Origin of the sequence: Microbacterium sp. GbtcB4, from assembly GCF_019091465.1 — a bacterium.
Taxonomy (GTDB): domain Bacteria; phylum Actinomycetota; class Actinomycetes; order Actinomycetales; family Microbacteriaceae; genus Microbacterium; species Microbacterium paraoxydans.
The window spans coordinates 1-17,986 of sequence record NZ_JAGXJJ010000012.1 but is presented as its reverse complement, the minus strand read 5'-3'; the positions used below and the strand labels follow the sequence as shown (position 1 = coordinate 17,986).

At 66.3% G+C, this 17,986-nt stretch carries 15 protein-coding genes and 2 pseudogenes; 6 read left to right on the top strand and 11 right to left on the bottom strand.

Annotation, left to right across the window (positions count from 1 at the left end):
- Positions 1 to 37: 37 nt before the first annotated feature.
- From KVS71_RS16270 to KVS71_RS16255, 4 genes and pseudogenes are all read right to left on the bottom strand, one after another.
- A complete protein-coding gene (locus KVS71_RS16270) occupies positions 38 to 976 on the bottom strand; it encodes a type II secretion system F family protein (protein ID WP_217585034.1) in 939 nt (312 codons plus the stop codon).
- Entirely contained in the window at positions 973 to 1,830 is an 858-nt protein-coding gene (locus KVS71_RS16265) for a type II secretion system F family protein (protein WP_060923086.1), read from the bottom strand. The genes KVS71_RS16270 and KVS71_RS16265 overlap by 4 nt, the downstream gene beginning before the upstream one ends.
- A pseudogene (locus KVS71_RS16260) lies at positions 1,827 to 2,243 on the bottom strand (ATPase, T2SS/T4P/T4SS family); the annotation flags it as partial. The gene KVS71_RS16265 and the pseudogene KVS71_RS16260, both read right to left, overlap by 4 nt.
- Before the next feature lie 252 nt (positions 2,244 to 2,495).
- Entirely contained in the window at positions 2,496 to 2,741 is a 246-nt protein-coding gene (locus KVS71_RS16255) for a hypothetical protein (protein ID WP_217585032.1), read from the bottom strand.
- 99 nt (positions 2,742 to 2,840) lie between these two features.
- Here KVS71_RS16255 and KVS71_RS16250 point away from each other — a divergent pair, with 99 nt between their 5' ends.
- On the top strand, positions 2,841 to 3,308 hold the full coding sequence (locus KVS71_RS16250; RefSeq protein WP_061682440.1) for a hypothetical protein: 468 nt from the start codon (positions 2,841 to 2,843) through the stop codon (positions 3,306 to 3,308).
- Here KVS71_RS16250 and KVS71_RS16245 read toward each other — a convergent pair.
- Positions 3,305 to 4,828, bottom strand: coding sequence for a SulP family inorganic anion transporter (locus tag KVS71_RS16245; RefSeq protein ID WP_217585031.1), 1,524 nt, complete (start codon positions 4,826 to 4,828; stop codon positions 3,305 to 3,307). The two genes, KVS71_RS16250 and KVS71_RS16245, sit on opposite strands and share 4 nt — an antisense overlap.
- Positions 4,829 to 4,987: 159 nt before the next feature.
- On the opposite strand from KVS71_RS16245, the gene KVS71_RS16240 reads away from it, so the two are divergent.
- Complete coding sequence (locus KVS71_RS16240) at positions 4,988 to 5,368, top strand: MerR family transcriptional regulator (protein WP_061682430.1); 381 nt, start codon at positions 4,988 to 4,990, stop codon at positions 5,366 to 5,368.
- Between the two features lie 19 nt (positions 5,369 to 5,387).
- Here KVS71_RS16240 and KVS71_RS16235 read toward each other — a convergent pair.
- Both KVS71_RS16235 and KVS71_RS16230 read right to left on the bottom strand, forming a co-directional pair.
- Positions 5,388 to 6,270, bottom strand: a protein-coding gene (locus KVS71_RS16235) for an IS5 family transposase (protein ID WP_254635874.1) whose coding sequence is annotated in 2 segments (ribosomal slippage) — positions 5,388 to 5,927 and positions 5,929 to 6,270 — 882 coding nt in all. Because the reading frame shifts where the segments join, the coding sequence is not laid out codon by codon here.
- Between the two features lie 304 nt (positions 6,271 to 6,574).
- Complete coding sequence (locus KVS71_RS16230) at positions 6,575 to 9,166, bottom strand: DEAD/DEAH box helicase family protein (RefSeq protein WP_061682427.1); 2,592 nt, start codon at positions 9,164 to 9,166, stop codon at positions 6,575 to 6,577.
- A gap of 95 nt (positions 9,167 to 9,261) precedes the next feature.
- Here KVS71_RS16230 and KVS71_RS16225 point away from each other — a divergent pair, with 95 nt between their 5' ends.
- Complete coding sequence (locus KVS71_RS16225) at positions 9,262 to 9,684, top strand: hypothetical protein (protein ID WP_217585029.1); 423 nt, start codon at positions 9,262 to 9,264, stop codon at positions 9,682 to 9,684.
- Positions 9,685 to 9,851: 167 nt separating this feature from the next.
- Positions 9,852 to 10,730: pseudogene (locus KVS71_RS20465) on the top strand (abortive infection family protein); the annotation flags it as partial.
- A 77-nt stretch (positions 10,731 to 10,807) separates the two neighbouring features.
- Here the strand turns inward: KVS71_RS20465 and KVS71_RS20055 are convergent.
- Positions 10,808 to 11,455 carry a hypothetical protein gene (locus KVS71_RS20055; RefSeq protein WP_254635872.1) on the bottom strand — a complete coding sequence of 216 codons (648 nt, stop codon included), beginning with the start codon at positions 11,453 to 11,455 and terminating at the stop codon, positions 10,808 to 10,810.
- Positions 11,456 to 11,852: 397 nt separating this feature from the next.
- Between KVS71_RS20055 and KVS71_RS16210 the strand changes: the two genes are divergently transcribed.
- A complete protein-coding gene (locus KVS71_RS16210; protein WP_061682416.1) occupies positions 11,853 to 12,473 on the top strand; it encodes a hypothetical protein in 621 nt (206 codons plus the stop codon).
- Here the strand turns inward: KVS71_RS16210 and KVS71_RS16205 are convergent.
- From KVS71_RS16205 to KVS71_RS16195, 3 genes are all read right to left on the bottom strand, one after another.
- The gene (locus KVS71_RS16205; RefSeq protein ID WP_217585026.1) at positions 12,435 to 13,526 is read right to left on the bottom strand and encodes a hypothetical protein; all 1,092 of its coding nucleotides are present in this window, start codon (positions 13,524 to 13,526) and stop codon (positions 12,435 to 12,437) included. The two genes, KVS71_RS16210 and KVS71_RS16205, sit on opposite strands and share 39 nt — an antisense overlap.
- Positions 13,523 to 14,614: an XRE family transcriptional regulator gene (locus KVS71_RS16200; protein WP_061682412.1), complete on the bottom strand. Its 1,092-nt coding sequence runs from the start codon at positions 14,612 to 14,614 to the stop codon at positions 13,523 to 13,525. Before KVS71_RS16200 ends, KVS71_RS16205 begins: the two co-directional genes overlap by 4 nt.
- 492 nt (positions 14,615 to 15,106) lie before the next feature.
- Positions 15,107 to 16,375, bottom strand: coding sequence for an IS256 family transposase (locus KVS71_RS16195; RefSeq protein WP_217585025.1), 1,269 nt, complete (start codon positions 16,373 to 16,375; stop codon positions 15,107 to 15,109).
- Positions 16,376 to 16,695: 320 nt separating this feature from the next.
- Here KVS71_RS16195 and KVS71_RS16190 point away from each other — a divergent pair, with 320 nt between their 5' ends.
- Positions 16,696 to 17,967, top strand: a complete 1,272-nt coding sequence (locus KVS71_RS16190; RefSeq protein WP_217585024.1) for an IS110 family transposase — start codon at positions 16,696 to 16,698, stop codon at positions 17,965 to 17,967.
- The last annotated feature ends 19 nt before the right edge of the window (positions 17,968 to 17,986 follow it).

Sequence of the window (17,986 nt, the reverse complement as noted above, 5' to 3'; positions counted from 1 at the left end):
CAAAAGGTAAGCCCCCGGGACGCCCTCGGCCGACCACTCACCCGATGCCGAGGCGCAGGATGAACAGACCAGGGTAGATCGCGAACACGACGGACAGCGGCAGGATGAGGAACACCAGCGGCAGGAGCATGAAGATCTCCTTCCGTCCGGCCTGCTCGATGAGCGTGCGCTTGGCCTCCTCCCGCGTGTCGTCGGCCTGCGCGCGCAGGACGGCGGCGAGCGGCGCTCCATGTTCGAGCGCGGCGACGATCTGATCCACGGCCCGCGTGAGCCCCGGCAGCTCCAGCCGCGCTGCCATCGCCGTCAGTGCGTCCGCCAGCGGCGACCCCGTCCCGACCTCCAGTACCGCGCGGCGCAGCTCGACCGTGAGCTCCCCTGACCCCACACCGGCCACGCGCTTCACGGCATCGAGGAACCCCTCGCCCGCCGAGAGACAGAGCGCCAGGAACTCCAGCGTCGTCGGCAGCTCCTCGGTCAGACGCACCTTCCGCGCACGCACCCGCGCCGACAGCCGCATGTCGTACCCCACACCGGCCGCCGCTCCCGCGAGGAGCGGGATCGACCCGACCGGAAGCGACCACCGACCGATCACGACGAGAACGATGACGGCGAGCGCTCCGGCAGCGATTCCGCCTACGATCACCGCGAGCTGACGACCGCGGAAGGCGACGGGATCGAATGCCGACCCCGCCTGAGCGAGCCGCCGTCGGAGAGCTTCCGTCCCGCCGAGCAGACGGTCGAGCGCTTTCGCACCGCGCGCACCGAGGCGGAACCCTCCGGCAGGCAGGGTGCCGGGCCGGGGGAAGGCGTCGCGCGGCAACACCTCGTCGTCCACGACGTCCCGCACGTACGGCGCGATCCGCGACGCGAGCGTCGCCGCCCGCCACCGCGGGAGGCCCGCCAGAAGCGCGAGGACACCCCCGGCGAATCCACCGCCGAGCAGCACGGCCACGGCGAGCGCGGAGAGCCCGCTCACCCGAACCACCGACGCGGCTCGGGCAGCCGACCGATCCGGATCATGAGGCGGAATGCGACGACGGACACGACCGCGCCCACGACGATCACGACGATCCCTTCCGGCGTGCCATAGGCCTTGGCCCCCTCCGGGCGCAGGATCAGGAGGGTGAGGATCACCCACGGCGCCACGGCTCCGAGGACGGCCGCTCCGCGGATCCACGACTGCCGCGCCTCGACCTCGCCACGCAGCGCCGCGTCTGCACGCACGGACGAGGAGAGCGCCCGCAGCACGCCGATGAGCTCGGTGCCACCGACCTGCCGCGCCATCCGCAGGGTCTCGATGATCCGGTCGCCGAGTGGATCGGCGAGGACGGCCTTCAGCCGGTCCAGACTGGAGTCGAACCGTCCGCTGCTCCGCAGGTCTCGGGCGAACACCTCGAACGCGGGCCGGAGCGGCGGTGGAGCCGATTCCGCGAGAGTGGCCACCGCATCGGGAAGCGACAGGCCGACGCGGATCGCGGCGATCAGCAGGTCGCAGACGTCGGGCCAGAGCTGGCGCCGCAGACGCCGCAGCCGCAGACGTCGGCCACGCAGGTAGGCGATCGGCGCCGCGCCCCCGGCCAGCCCGGCGAGAATCGCGAGCGCGGCGCTTCCCGTGACGAGCCAGGCGAGGGAGGCGGCGCCGAGCGCGGCACCGGCGATGCCGATCACGAGAGAGCGGGTCTGCACCGCCGGGAACCCCGCCTCGCCCGCGAGACGAGCCAGACGACCGCGATGCGGAGCAGTCGCGGAGCGCTCCCCGGCCGGCCACAGCCACGGTGCCAGGATCAGGAGCACGCCGGCCGCGAGCGTCGCGCCGAGGAGGATCGTCATGCGACAACCCCCGTCCCGGCCGAGGCCGCGCGGCCGCGGGGGCGTGCGGCTCCGAAGACCGGCGTGCTGAGCACCCGCCCCTGCATCACCTCACCCGTCAAGGCGACGATCTCCTCGACGTATCGACGCCCGGCCGCATCGCGCGCGCAGTGCACGACGAGATCGACGGACGACGCGAGCGCCGGAGCGACGAAGTCGCGGTCGATGTTCCGGCCGGCGAGCAGGGGCAGCAGGCACAGCTTGTCGAGCGCCTCCGCGGCGGAGTTGGCGTGCACCGTGCAGGCCCCGGGTACGCCCGTGTTCAGCGCGAGCACGAGGTCGAGGGCCTCCGCATCGCGCACCTCCCCCACCACGAGCCGGTCCGGGCGCATCCGCAAGGCCTCCTTCACCAATCGCCTCAGCGTGATCTCGCCGGGTCTGGTGCAAGTACCTTCTTGCAGGGAGCACTATTCATCAGTTCTCACTTGCGGTGTAGCCGGATTCAGCAAGGCTTCGACGCGCAATCGTGAGAACCGTGCAGGAACGGTACGACGGGTAGACCGATGCCGCGTCAGGGCTGGCCGTTAACTCGAGACGTGTCCAGGGTTCCGCGTCATCACCGCTGCGAGAGAGAATTTCAACGCCGACGGCACTCGCTGTAGCAACAAGAGCTACGACTGACAGAGTCAGTCCTCGATGTCGCCTAGTTGTTCCCCGGCGAGAGCTCGTTGGACGAGCCGCGCATGTTCTGCGGACAACGGGAACTGGATCTCATCGCAGTCTGGAAAGTTCTCATCCCCAGCACTGACGCTCAGGAGGAAGTCGCCTCCGGGTTCTCGGAGCACGACGAGCATGCCGCTTGTCAGTGAAGGCTCTCCGTCGATTGTGCTCACTGGCCAGGTCAGCGCGATTCGAATGAGTTCGTCGCTCATCAAGATGAAGCTCGATTCTGGTTGCACTTGCTTGTTGAGCCAGGCTACCGAGCCGACCCACGAGCCAAGCGGGTCGCCGTGCGCCGATATGGTGCACACATGAAGCACCTGCACTACGGCTCGATCGTTATAGCCATCTCTGATCAGTTGGCCTCGACCTTTCAGACAGCAGCGCACGACTTCATGGCCGCGGGGCGCTCTGCAGTCTGGCCAGTCTCGGGCTACCGCGATGATCGGGATGAGATCTCGATTCAGCTGGCTGTTGGTCCTGGGATTGCGTTTGCGATCACCGACACTTGGCTCCCCGACGAGCGCGAGCCTTCACGACACGATGCGGACTCGATCGCATACATAGATGGCGAGCACGAAGCCCTCGAGAAGGAGCAGTTGAGCGAGGCGGTCCGGAACGTGCTGGTGTACGGCCGGTTCGACAGGCACTCAATGAAGGATGCCGGAAGCTGGCGGTTCAGCGGGCATCCAGCCGTTACCGACGCACACGATCCTCAATCCGCCGTGAACTCCCTAGGGCGTGTTGATTTAGTGCCGGGGTCGCTGGAGTCCAGTTAGTGCGCGTTGCCGAGTCCGCCAGTGAGGCGGCCGTGGAATCGGGCGGTGGCGTCGTTCATGCCGGTGAAGGTGACGGTCTTGCCGAGGTGTTCGTATTTGGTGTGGATGGCGTCGAGCGCGGCGACGGTGGATGCGTCCCAGACGTGGGAGCGGGTCAGGTCGACGACAACGCGGTCGGGGTCGTGGGTGTATTCGAACTGCGTGGTGAGGTCGTTGCTGGAGGCGAAGAACAGTTCTCCGTCGACGGTGTAACGGGCGGTGGGCTGGCCGTCTTGGTCGGTGATCTCGCGGGTGACGGTGGTGAAGTGCGCGACGCGGCGGGCGAAGAGGACCATCGCGGCGATGACGCCGACGCCGACGCCGATGGCGAGGTTGTGGGTCCACACGGTGATGCCGACGGTGACGACCATGACGAGGGTTTCGCTGAGCGGCATGCGCTTGAGGGTGGTGGGGCGGATGCTGTGCCAGTCGAACGTGGCGACGGAGACGACGATCATCACGGCGACGAGGGCGGCCATGGGGATGACGGCGACGATGTCGCCGAGCACAAGCACCAAGACGAGGAGGAACACGCCGGCGAGGAAGGTGGAGATGCGGGTGCGGGCTCCGGATGCCTTCACGTTGATCATCGTCTGCCCGATCATCGCGCAGCCGCCCATGCCACCGAACGCGCCGGAGAGGATGTTCGCCGCCCCCTGAGCCCACGCTTCGCGGGTCTTTCGGGAGTGGGTGTCGGTGATGTCATCGACCAGTTTCGCGGTCATGAGGGATTCGAGGAGCCCGACGATGGCCATCGCGGCGGCGAACGGGAAGATGATGCCGAGGGTGTCCAGGGTGAGCGGAACGTTCGGGATGAACAGTTCGGGCAGGCTCTGCGGGAGTTGGCCCTGATCGCCGACGGTGGGGACGCTGATACCGAACACGACAGCGGCGGCAGTGAGCAGAACGATCGCGACCAGCGGTGCCGGGACGACACGGGTCAGCAGCGGCATCAGATACATGATGAGCAGGCCCGCGACCACGAGCGGGTAGACCATCCAGGGCACCCCGAGCAGCTGCGGGATCTGCGAGATGAAGATGAGGATGGCGAGGGCGTTGACGAACCCGACCATGACGCTGCGGGGTATGAACCGCATTAGCTTCGCCACCCCGAGAAGTGCCAGCACGATCTGGATGAGCCCACCGAGGATCACGGTGGCGATGAAGTAGTCCATCCCGTACTCGCGGGCAACAGGGGCGATGACCAGCGCGATGGCGCCGGTTGCGGCGGTGATCATCGCGGGCCGGCCGCCGAGGAATGCGATGGCGACCGCCATCACGAACGACGAGAACAGCCCCACCCGGGGGTCGACCCCGGCGATGATCGAGAACGCGATCGCTTCGGGGATCAGCGCGATCGCGACGACCAGTCCGGCGAGGACTTCGCGGGTGAGAATGCGGGGGCTGCGCAGCGCTTGCAGAACGGTCGGTTCGATCCGGTAGCGGGCGGCGGGATCTTGCGTGGGCACGACGGCGGTCACGGTGCTCCTTCGTGGTCGGCGGGGATGTAAGCCCGCAGGAAGGCGCTCCGTTGCGCCGGGAAGTCTCAGAGATTCGGGAGAGGATGGATGCTGCACGACAGGGTGCGAGCGAACAACGAGACTCTAACGTAACGTGAGGGTTGAAGGAAATCGGGGATCATGACTGACGCGGCGATGCACATCGGTGAACTGGCCGAGCGCACTGGTCTGTCACTGCGCACCCTCCGCCATTACGACGAGATCGGTCTCGTCACTCCGTCCGGACGCACCGATGGCGGGTTCCGCCTCTACACCGCCGACGACGAGGCACGGGTGATGCTGATCCGCCGGATGAAACCCCTCGGCTACAGCCTCGACCAGATGCGTGAGCTGCTCGACCTCATCAATCTGGTCAACGCCAACCCGCGCGATCCGGAACTTGATGCTCGGTTTGAGAGTGTCCGGCAGGAGGCGCTCGAGCGGCGCGACCGTCTCAGAATCCAACTCGCCGCCGCCGAGGAGTTCGTCGCTCAACTTCACGCCCGCTCCACGAAGGTGTAAGCGGCTCACCCAAGTCCGCTCAGCGCGCGCCGGTCTTGACCCAGATTAAAGTTCCGGCGAGACAGATCGCGGCGCGGTAGTTGCGGGCGAGTTTGTCAGAGCGCATCGCGATCCCGCGCCACTGCTTGAGCCGGTTGAAGCACCGCTCAACCACGTTGCGCCCCTTGTAGCGAGCTTGCTGCTGGTCGCCGAAGTCGATCGGCCGACCCGGCCGCTTCCGGCGGTGCGCGATCTGGTCGTCACGCTCCGGGATGGTCGCAGCGATCCCGCGGCTGCGAAGCCAGGCGCGGTTCGCCTTCGAAGGGTAGCCCTTGTCGGCAAGTACCCGGTCCGGGCGGGTTCGGGGCCTACCCTTACCGGCGCGGGGCACGCGAATGGCTTCGAGGACCCCGGGCATCATCGTGGTGTCGTTGACGTTGCCGCCGGTGATCAGCATGCCCAACGGCCGGCCACGGCCATCGCAGACCATGTGCAGCTTGGTTGTCAGTCCGCCGCGAGAGCGTCCGATCCCGTGATCCGGCGGCTCGACCCACGGATTCCTGTCATTCGGTCGAGCCCCCTGTGGCCCGCTTCAGGGGCGCGCCGTGCTGATGCACACGCGCGATCGTGGAGTCGATCGAGACCACCCAGTCAATCTTCCCGGCGGCATCTGCCTGCCTCTGGACCTCCGCGAGCAGCTTCTCCCAGGTGCCGTCCGCGGCCCATCGGCTGAACCGCTTGTAAATGGAGTTCCACTTCCCATACTGCTCCGGCACGTCCCGCCAGGGAGCGCCGGTGCGGTACTTCCACGCCATTCCCTCGACAGCGAGCCGATGATTCGTCCACGGCCTCGACCGGCCCGTAACCGTCGGCATCAACGGCTCCATCACGGCCCACGCCTCGTCAGAGATCTCGTGTCGCATCACCGTTCAAGGCTCACCGAGACAAGGGCAGATGACTTGATCAACACGCCCTAAACCGCGAGGGAATCGATGTCGTCAGCGTGACTGAGAGCGGCGCCCCGGGCGACTCAGCTTGGTCGAACTTCTACATCCTCGGGCGGTATGTCGACACTCACCTGTGAGATGCAACCGGTGGCGGGCTGCCAGTGCTGCTTGAGCGCTCTTGCGGGGTCGTTTCGTAGCGTGTCAACATCGGTGGGAGCTGGGTCGTGGAGTGCTTCGGTCACGATGAGGACGCGGCGGGTGTCGGGCTGGATGGCTGCCGTCAGACCTCCCCGATACGTGTGACAGTAAGCCTGTCGAGAACGTCTTCCGGCCGTAACCGGTGCTGATCGAGCAACTTCACAACTCCATCGGTACGTTCGCTCGCCACTTTGATGTTCCGCAGTAGCTGCAGACCTTCCCAGAGCCGCTCGGTATCTGTCGCGAGTGCGCGGATGTCGTCGGGTGTCACGCGGTAGCTGTCTCCGCCGGCAACTGCGATCGCGTCCTTATGGACGAGCGTGCGCGGGGTGACCATAACCGCTGCGCTAATCTCGGGGACCGCGACCGCTCTGTCTTCCGCCACAAGTGCGAGGTGCCCGTTCACCTGCAGGGTGTCGGTCACACCAATAACGCCGTCGATCTTGTGTTCGCTCTTCGCCTCGACGCTGATCCACTGTGTCTCGTCCCAGCACCAAGCAGAATCGGTCCGCGAGTTCCCCTTCGGCTTGAACGCGTGCGCCCCTAGGAACAGCCCGAGCTGTGTGAGCGCGGGTTCGTAGGCCTTGTGGTCGATCTGCGAGAGGCCATCGAGCATGTTCTCGAACGCGGTCTTGAGCTTCGCGGGACTTCCCACCCCGTCTATATAGGTGCTGAGCCGTGATGCTGCACTCAGAAGCTGTGCGCTCGGGGCGAGAGCTTGCCGGCCTTGGAACGGAAGGAACGCTGCCATCCACGTAGCGGGCTTGGCGGCATCGACCGCCTGCGCGGCAAGCGCGTCCGCCCTGACGGCCAATTCTTCGTCGTTTGCATCGCGGGCGGCCTTATCGATGGTGACCGCGGCTCGGAACAGCAGCGTGGCTTGGTAGCCCCGCACCGCTGGATACGAGGTCAACGCGGTCGCCGCGAGGTGCAGCTTTTCGCTGGCCGCCTTCCAATCCGCGTTCCACATTCTCTCCATCGCTTCAACCTCGTGCTTCGCCGCCTCCGCGAGTCCGGGTGCCTCCGCGGGCTCATGCTGCACGGCAGCAGCCCTGATTCGCGCGAGCTCTTCCTCTGGGTCACTTCGCCACTGCTTGCCCTGCTCGAGGAACATCGCGACGTTCTCTCGAACGTCGTCGAGCGACGTATCGGACTGGTCCAGACCGAACTCGATTTCGGACTGCAAGTCAGGCGACAGTGTTGCGCGCATTTCTTCGCGGGAAAGGTAGGTGGTGGTCTCTTTATCGGCGACGATGACGAGTGCCCAGTCCCTTGGGCCGCGGGTGCACCGTCCGATGCCCTGAACCACGCGGCTCCGTACCCGTTCGGCTGAGACGGCGGCCGCGCGCGCACGGGAAGCGTAGAACCGCTCCTGGAGGTTGGTGACGCCGGGATATCCAGCCATCGTTACTGATCGGCAGGCCTTGCCGGGGAGATCGATGCCGTCGTAGCGGTTGGCGAGCAAAGCGACCGACTTGGTCGACGCGGCAAAGTCGTCGAGCGAATCCTCGACGTCGCTTTTTCGGAACACAGTCCAGTTCTTGGGCACGATCGTTGTGCTGGCGTTCTCCGCCTCCTTCTCGCTCGGGGTGATGACGATGGACTTCCCGACCGACTTGATGAGTTCTTTGGTGAGCTTGTCTGGATCCGCATTAGGAACCAAGTGCGGGAATACGAGGAAGCGACGTCCGGAGGTGGGGGTTGGTGCTCCCTCGGGGCGGTGCAAGCGTGCGACGGATGGCCTTCCGAAGGCGCGCTCCAACTCGCCAGAGGTTCCGAGCGTCGCCGAGAGGTAGACCCGTTGCGTTGCCGAGGCGAACAGCGAGTTCTCGAATGTTGGCGGGGTGACGGGTCGTGCTTCGATCTTCGACCAGGAGACGTAGAGCGTGCAGGCAGCGAGGTGGCCTCCTATTGCGTCGAAGGCGAATTTCTGTGCTGCTGCGAACCGATCGGAGCGGTCAACGCGCGCGAAGGCGCCGAGAGCACGTGCAAGTCCCGGCAGTGCGTCGTCGCGTTGGGCGAGGACGAGACCGTCAACAAGTTCACGGGTTCCTGCGCCGGGGGTGTTCCCGATGAGCTGCTGATACCGCTCCTGGGGGAGCATCGGTGCGACCGCTTCCAGCGCCTCGCTCCAAATCGACCCGTAGAGGTGGCGTGGTATTTCGACGGTGTACGCCTTTGACACGTACTGCTCGCCCGCGTGCGCGTCGTCGAACACGATGATGTCTGCCTCAATCAGCTTCGGAGACGTGTTGAAGATCGAGCTGTAGGGGACCACGGCCGTAGCCTTCGCACGCTCGTACTTGCTTTGAGCCGACGGATCCCACTGCTTCCAAGACCCCGAGAGATCGACGACGTCGATACCTTCCTTCTCCGCTGCCGCTACGACTTGACGCACGAGCTGCTTGGTTGGGCAGACGAAGATGGCGCGCCCCTTACCCTCGCGGCGCCGCCAGTCCGCGATAAGAAGGCCGGTCAACGTCTTCCCCGTACCAGTCGGCAGTTCGATCGCAAGATCCCGGGCACCCACGCGCTTCTCGGCATACTCGCGCAGCAGATCGACCTGCTGCGGCCATAGCGTGTCTGAGTTTTCCCCTGTCTTCCGCAGTAGCGGGAACAGCTTCTCCGGAGTTTCAGCGCGCAACTGCGTATCCGAGCGCTTCTTGATCGCCATCGTTCCCCCTAATTCGTCGGTGCCCCTGGGCGGAGCGTTCGTGCGCGACTGAGACCACCGCTCGAACAGCGTTCACGGTCTGGAACACTTGCTCCATGAGCACTGACAAGGAAGTCGTACCCATACTGGTCACGCTAGGACATCTCGGCGACGACAGCCTGCAGCTGCGTTTCCCGTCGGAGCACAGCGACGAGATCCTGAAGCTTCTCGACGAGCACGGTATCGACCACGACACAGCCATGGAGCATTCCTATGATCCGACTGATTGGATCGAAGTAGTCAAGGTGCTCGGCATAGCTGCCGGCAGCGCCGGCGGCCTGCACGGTCTGGCGAAGGTGATTACGGCGTTCGTTCGTCGTCACGATGGCAAGCGATTCATATTCACGAAGGACGGCGAATCCGTAGACGCTCAGGGCTACTCCCAGCGGACGGTAGAGGCCATGCTCCAGAAGATGCCACAGGAGCAGGCAGATCTGGACGCCGCCACCCGACGCGCGATGGGTATCGACGACGCTTAGAGCGGCACGGCACCGCTCCGAGCAAGTGCCATGGCCGCCCAATGGGACATTGAACTTGCCATGAAGTTCGGGCCTGGTCGTCTGGTGCAGTGCTCAATCGCAGTGAGCTTGAGGGCGCGGCCCGACCGTCTCGAGGCCGGGCTTGCGGAGTGCATAGCATCGGTGGCATGCCGGCATCTCGCAATCGCATCTCTGCCATCACGCGTCGAAAGCTGTTCGATTCGATCGCGCTGTCAGGGTTGGGTTGGTCGGGCCGTCTCCAGGAGCCGGACTTCCTTGGGCGCCTCTACGATCTGAGCAGCTTGCCGAGCGCGGATACGCGGTATCGCGATGCGCATGGAGACATCTGGCAGCACCGCGTGAACAACTACGACTGGGACGACGACTGGGTCTTCTCGGACAGTCGGTTCAACCTCGCGCATGGTGATGACGATGTAGTTCTCGCGTTCCTCGCCGAGATCTTGCATCCCCTCGTTCGTTCCGACGAATCGGAGGTCGCGGCGCTCCTCAAGGGCTTCAACGAGGCGCTGGCCCGCGACGGGTATGAACTGTATGCCTCCGATTGGATTAGCGGGCACGCTGTCTATGGCTGGCGGCGACTCGACGCGTTTCACGGCTCAGCGCCCGAGTTGCGTCTGAGCGAGCGGCCGCTCACGGATCCTGCGGTGCTTCAGGAGCATCTCACTCGGATCCGGGCCGGGCTGGTGGCTGACCCGGCGGCGGCGATCTCCTCGTGCAAGAACCTGCTCGAGAGCCTGTTCAAGATCATCCTGGACCGCAGTGGCGTGAGTTACGGCGGCAACGACGACGTGCCGCGCCTGTATCGCAAGGTCGCCGAGCTGCTAGCTCTGAATGCGGAAGCCGTCCCCGAGTCGGCTCGCGCCAGCCAGACCTCTCAGCAGATCCTCCGAACGCTCGTGACGACTGTGAGCTCACTTGCCGAGCTGCGCAACGAGCTCGGAATCGGACATGGGCAATCGTCTCGCAGCGCAGCGCTTGCTCGCCATGCCCGTCTCGCTCTGAACGCAACCGTGACAATCGCGGAGTTCGTCCTCGATACGTGGCAGGCGCGCATCGAGTCTGGCGCGTTGGAGCTCCCCCAGCTGACTTGCGACCGCTTCGATCACATCCGGCGGATATTAGCGAGTGCCTCATCGAGGGTGTGGAGCGCGTGGAGGACTTGGATCGAGCGGCTGAAGATCAGGCTCTCAAACATGGCGTCGTCGGTCTTGGGCATGACGGAGCGAGAGACGACCCAGGCGGCCCCTGATTCGATGCCGACGTCGTCGCTGAACATGTGTGCGGCGACCTCGTTGCGGATCTTCACGAGCGTCTCTTTGAAGGAGCGGTCATCGGCTATGTCCCGGACGCTTGCCTTGTAGGTGTTCTGCCCCGCGGTGAGCCCCTCGATGTCGATGAAGTCAGCGAACCGACCGGTCTGCGTGCGTGCAGTGCGTTGCAGGTCTCCCAGGACCCTGTAGACGCCTTCGATGCTCTCGCGCAGGACGAGGGCGAGGAGCTTCTCGGTCGTGACCCGCGCAGCGGGGTCTGCGGCCATGGCGCGCAGCAGCACGCGCATGTCGACGTCGATCTGGACGATGAAGAACCGAGCGGCCGCGTATGCCTTGACTACCGCAGCCTCGTCGCCGGCGCCAGCAATGCTCTCGACGTCACGCGCCCGGTGCTCGAGGGCCTCGACAGCGAGCGGGATGGTGCGGTCGAAGCCAGCGACGCTGTCGGCGTTGGATGGCGGCTGGCTGGGGCTGCTCATCGTCTCAGCGTGCCACCGAATCGGCGGGGCCGGTGGACGTCGATCGAAAGTCATCTTAAAGTTAAGGCATGAGTGGGTTGTTGGTGCATGGGCCGCGGATGATCGGGGCGCGTCGGCAGTTGTCTATCCCGCGGCGCGTGCTGGTGTCGGCGGGGATCGAGGTGCCGGGTCGGGTGCGGTTCGAGGTGGCCGAGGGGGTGGTGTGTGTGCGTCGCGCGGAGGAGGGTGAGGAGGGTGCTCAGATGGTGTCGAAGGTGGGCCAGCTTGTGACTCCGCCGTGGGTGATGCAGACTCTCGGGGTTGGTGTGGGCGGTGCGATCTATGCTCGGCCGCGGGCTGACGCCGTTGTGGAGGTCCTAGCCGGGTCTCGTCTGCAATTTGAGCTGGAGGGGGCAGCATGAGCATCTCGATCGTGCTGCAGACCCCTCGTCGGACTGCTGCCGATCGCGCGTGGGGTGAGCCCGGGCTGCGGGATGCCGCGGCCGCTCACGCGACTACGACGCTGCTGCCGGGCGCGGCGGTGTTGCCGTTGACGACGTTCCTGGACGCGAACGTGTATCCGGTGGTCGTCTGGGACCGGCGCGCGCTGTCGTTGCGGCTGACCCGGATGGATGGCCCGGCGGTGTCGACGGATGCCGTGCGTGACCTGCTGGATGCGGGGTGCCCGACGGTGCTGCGGGTCGCGGCGATGGTCGGGGTGGGCGCGCCGACGCCGACGAGGCGGGCGTTGCGGCCGCTGCGGTCACTGGCGAGGACGATCGGGATGTTTCCCGTGTTCCCGCGCCGGTCGCCGCTGGTCGCGGAGGAGTTCGACGCGCAGGGGACGGCGCTGGTGGTGTGTGACGAGTCGAGCGTCGAGGTGCATGTGGGCGGCGATGCCGGCGTGCGGGCGGGCTCGGCGTTGAGCCCGTTGTGGCGTCGGGTGTATGAGGAGCGGTTGTTCGAGTGGGCGATCCGGTCGGATGCGCTGCCGTGCGCGTTACCGGCCGTCGAGGGCCTTCACCCAGGAGTCGAGTGAGCGGGCAGGCGCCCAGCGGACGTCTTCCATCTCGACCTGGAGCTCGGAGTGCAGGGTCTGGGCGTTCATCGCCTTCTCGCGGAACGACTTGAGGTTCTCCTCGCGGGTTCCGGAGAGCAGGTTCGCCGCGAACGTGGCGATCGAGCCGATGCTGTGTTCGGGTGCGGTGTGCTCGGTGACGTGGTCGAAGACCGCGCCGCCTTCGCAGATGTTGCAGTCGCACCAGAAGTAGTCGGCGGGGACCTGCGCGGCGACCAGCGGGAGCCGCTCGAGCAGGTGGTAGGACATCAGCCGCGGGACCAGCACGGAGGTGCCGGGGCTGCGGCCGCCGCCCTTGGAGGGCCAGATGTGGCGGAGGGTGCTGCTGGTGCCGACCGCGCCGAACCGGGCGCCGGCGGCGACCGCGGCGACGGCGGAGAGGTCGGTGCGCAGCAGCGCGATGCACACCTGTGAGCCGAGCACGTGCAGCAGGCCGCGGACGGTGTCGACGGCGCCGAACGGGTCGGTGCTGTGGCCCAGGGCGAGGGCGACGGGGACGCCGGCGCGGTCGATCGCGGTGCGCAGCTGGTCGGCGGAGTTCTTCAGGATGAGGGACTCGATGGGCAGCATCGTCATCACAGTCCCGGAAGCCTGGCTCGCGATGTCTGCGCCGCGGCCGAGCGCGAGGTCGACCTGGGCGATGTTCTCGAGGCTGATGTAGCCGGTGTCGGTGAGCGCGACCGGCGCGCCGTGGTCGAGTTGCCAGGTGACCCATTCGAGGCTGAGCGGTGCGTCGCCGGTGGCGCGGTTCTTGCCGGAGTAGCGGTTCGCGTCGAACAGGATGCGCGATTCGGGGCCGGCGATGGAGCGGTGGGTGGTGAGCAGCTTGTCGGCGGCGGCGGTCTTGTTGCCGCCGGCGACGGTGTAGAGGGCGGTGATGCCCGCGTTGCGGCTGAACGCGGCGATGCGGTCGACCTTGGACTGCGGTGCGTGGATGAGGATGGCGCTGTCGATGCCCGTCCCGGCGGGAACCGGGGCGGGATGGTGACCGGAGGGCGGGGCGAGGTCGGTCATGTTGCGGCTCCCAACGTGATCGGAACGAGGTTCTCGGGTTGCGGGTTCTCCCCGAGGTAGTGACGGCGGAAGCCGTCTTCGGTCATGCCCGCCAGCCGTGCGATATCGGCGACGCTCTGGTGGCGGATGTTCTTGTGGGCGTTGATGATCTGGGTGAGGGTGGACGGGGTCTCGACGGCGACGTCGCCGGGTTCGCTGTTGCGCCAGCCCATCTGGCCGAGGCGCATGTTGAACTCGCGGTATTGCCGGTCGGTGATGATCTCCAGGTCGTAGGCGCGGCGGATCAGCGCGCCGATCGACATGCCCCACTTCTCCTTCAGGGTCAGCAGCCGCCGGAACTCTCCGGTGCGCAGCCCTGCCAGGTCGGGGCGGATGCTGTCGGCGGGCGCGAGCAGCTCGCCGGCGAACTTGTTGGCCTGGTCCTCCTGCTCAGGGCCGGGGATGTCGTGCATCAGCAGGTGCCCGAGCTCGTGCGCGACCGTGAACCGGAGCCGGTCGGGGGCGAGGCCCTTGGTTACCAGCATCATCGGGAACCGGGACTGGTCGCCGGGCCAGGTGGAGACGGCGTCCTGCCCGGGGGTCGAGAGGGGGCGTTCGATCACGATGATGCCGGCGGACTCGACGATGCCGACGAGGTTGCGGATCGGCCCGTCGCCGAGGTCCCAGCGTTCCCGGAGCCGGCGAGCGACCTCGCGGGGATCGCCGTCCAGGTCGATCGGGTCACGGACCAGGGTGCGTTGCGGCTGCGGCGCGATCCCGGTGAGCAGGCCCTCCATCGTGAGCCTGGTCAGGTGCGTGAGCGCTTCGATGCGTCGCATCGTGCGAACCGTCATCGTGCTCGCCCGGCGGCGGTGGTGCAGGCAGCTGATCGCTAGGCCCGGGACGGTGGGCTGCTCCTCGAGGATCTCCGGCGGGCAGTCCAGCGCCTTCACGAGCGCGTCCCGGCGATCCGGGGTGAGCTCCAGCGCCCCGGTCTCCAGGCGGGAGATGACAGCCTGCGAGACCCCCGCCTCTCGCGCCAGCTCGGTCTGGTTCCAGCCCTTCGCCTCACGCAGCAGGGTGATCATCGAGATCGCCGCATCCGCCATCAGTCACCTCCGCCGACAAGGCTAGCATAAGAACTGCATTGTTTGCCGGGTACATGTGCCGCTTGGTCGAGCGGCGTGTCGCCAGATAGTGGGTTGTGGTGCGAGGGGCTCCCCTATGTGCGGGACGGATCGTTGGCGATGCCCATCATGCAGCAGGCCTCCGACTCCGACGCCGAAGTCTGGGGGTGCGCGATCCCGGCAGGTCTCTCTCGAGGAGGTCGCCATGACCGGAACGTCGACGCTGGTGGAGTTGCTACTGGCCCGGATCGAGCAGGACGAGCGGATTGTCGACTTGTCGCACCGGCATCCTCACGCGAGGCGTTACGGACGGCCGCCAGCTGATCGCGGTCGGGTCGCTATTCACGCTGGAACACTGCTATCGCTGTCCGACTCCCGCACACCTTCCTGTCGATCGGGCGTAAAGGCTCGCCCTCGCGGGTCAAGTCCCGTTTCGTGGTGTCAAATCCGATTGCTCCTTGGTGGGGGTGATGGTCAGGCGGTGAGGAACAGCTCGGGGCGGGCGGGCTCGGCGTGGTCGTGGAGGATGTGGACGAGTTTGCGCATGGAGATGTCGGAGAAGTAGCGGCGTTCGCCGTATTGCCATTCCTCGTGTTGTTCCTGTAGGACGGCGCCGATGAGGCGGGTGACGGAGTCGCGGTCGGGGAAGATCTGGACTACGTCGGCACGGCGTTTGATCTCTCGGTTCAACCGCTCGATCGGGTTGTTGGACCAGACCTTCTGCCAGTGTTCGCGGGGCAGCGTGGCGAATCCGGTCAGGTCGGGTTCGGCAGTCTCGAGCATGGCGGTGATCTCGGGGAATGAGCCTCGGAGGCTGTCGGTGACCTGGTGGTATTGGCCGATCACGGCCTCGGGGGTGGTTTGCGCGAAGATCGTGGAGATCAGCGCGTTGACCGGCTTGGAGCGGGCTGATCCCAGCTTCTGGGTGATGTTCCGCGCGAAGTGCACTCTGCATCTTTGCCATCCCGCGCCGGGCAGGATCGCCTTCACTGCGGCTTTGATGCCGGCGTGCGCGTCGGAAGTGACCAGCGTCACCCCGAGTGGGTCGGCGTCGGTCGCGACCTTCAGGCCGCGGTCGCGCAGGGTCCGGAGGAACTCGGTCCAGAAGTCGGTGGTCTCCGCGTCGCCCAGCGCCATCCCGAGGATCTCCCGGCGCCCGTCACCGCTGACCCCGGTCGCGACGACGAGGGCTTGGGAGATCACCCGGCCGCGGACCCGGACGTCGAGGTAAGTGGCGTCCAGGAACAGGTACGGGAACCAGGTGTGATCAATCCGACGATGCAGGAACTCGTGCACCGCCTCGTCGATCTCGGCGCAGATCCTCGAGACCGTGGAGCGGGAGATGCCGGTGTCGTTGCCGAGCGCCCGCACCAGCTGGTCGACCTTGCGAGTGGACACCCCGTCGATCCAGGCCTGGCAGATCACCGCGTAGAGCGCCTTGTCGACCCGGCGGCGCGGGTGCAACAGCGACGGGAAGAACGACCCCTCCCGCAACTTCGGGATCTGAAGATCCACCTCCCCGGCCGGGGTCGCGAGGGTCTTCGGTCGGGTGCCGTTACGACGCGTGGTGCGTTCGGTAGCGCGCTCGTAACGGCCGGCGCCGATCTTCACGGTCGCTTCCGCCTCGATCAGGTCCTGCAGCCCGGCCTGCAGCATCCGCCGGAACACGTCCGAGTGGGCCAGGTCAGGATCGGCGAGAACTTCACCGATCAGGGTCGACAAGGCAGACTGGTTGTGGGTCATCGTGGGATCACTTTCTTGCTTCTTGGCGGAACAATTGGGTCTCCCACGATGACCCCCTCTACGTCAACGACGACGACGGGCCAGCGGGGAATTGACACAGAGATGATGGATTCGGCTCCGGCGCCGGCGTGACCCGAAATTACACGGACGCCGTTCGCGGCTGTCTTTTTGTGGATCTGTCCGTCGACGCCGGGGTCGCTGCGGGCCGGGCGGGCACATGACTTGATAGGAGCCTGACCGGAAAGTCGTCTCACCTTTGTGCTGTCTGCACTCACCCGACCCGCGGTGACGTTCATCACCATTGGAAGGGAATCCCGTCAATGACGAGCATGACACTCGACCCGCCGCTGACCAACCCGTTGCCACCAGGCTCCGAGTTGGTCGCCGGGGTCGACACGCACAAGAACACGCATCACGTCGCGATCCTCGATCTCGTGGGCCGACCTGTCGCGGACCGAGAGTTCCGTGCCGACGGTCGCGGTTACGCGCAGATCGTCGCGTTCCTCCACGCGCACGGTGATGTCGTCCGTATCGGGGTGGAGGGAACGGGGTCGTACGGGGCTGGCCTCGCACGCGCGCTGACCACGGCGGGGCTGACCGTCATCGAAGTCGCGCGACAGGACCGGCAAGCCCGCCGTCGTCGCGGCAAGTCCGACCCCCTCGACGCCCACCAGGCAGCGGTCGCTGTCCTCGCAGGAACGGACACCGCGATCCCAAAGTCTGGTGATGGCGCGGTCGAGTCGATGCGGATCCTCCTCGCAGAGCGGCGCTCGGCGGCCAAGGCCAGAGCGCAAGTGATGAACCAGATCCACGCGCTGCTGATCACCGCACCCGAGCTCGTGCGACAGGCGTTCCGCGCTCTCAGCGGGCAGCGTCTGGTGAACACGCTCGCCAAGACTCGGCCCGGAACAATCACGTCCCCCGATCCCGCGGTCGTCGCCCGGCAGACACTGCGACGGTTCGCGGTCCGACACCTCACGATGCAAGCCGAGATCGACCTGATAGAACAACAGTTGGAGATGCTCGTCCGGCAGGTCAACCCCACGCTGCTGTCCCTGAGCGGAGTCGGTCCTGTCACCGCAGCGACGCTCCTGGTCGCCGCAGGCGACAACCCCGAGCGGCTCGGAACCCGCGCCAGCTTCGCCACTCTCGCCGGTGTCGCCCCGATCCCCGCCTCCTCCGGACAACGCACACGGCATCGACTCTCTCGCGGCGGGAACCGGCACGCGAACGCCGCGCTGCACCGGATTGTGCTGTTGCGCATGCGGCATCGCGAGCCTCGGACGATGGCCTACTTCGAGAGGCGTCGTTCGGAGCAACTCACCGACCGTGACATCATGCGCTGCCTCAAACGACACGTCGCGAACGAGATCTATGCCGCTCTGCTCAATCCCGCCACCGACAATCCCGTCGGGCGCGAACTCCGAGCACGCCGACAAGCGAAAGGCATCCCGATCAGCGTTCTCGCCGCCACTCTCGGCGTCCCCTACCAGCGGCTCCGACGACTCGAGATCGGCACTCGCGCCGACCCTGAACTCGAGGCCCGAGCGACCGCCATCCTGGAGCAGATCAGCCCGCCACTGGCCGCTTGACAGCAATAGGAGCATCCAC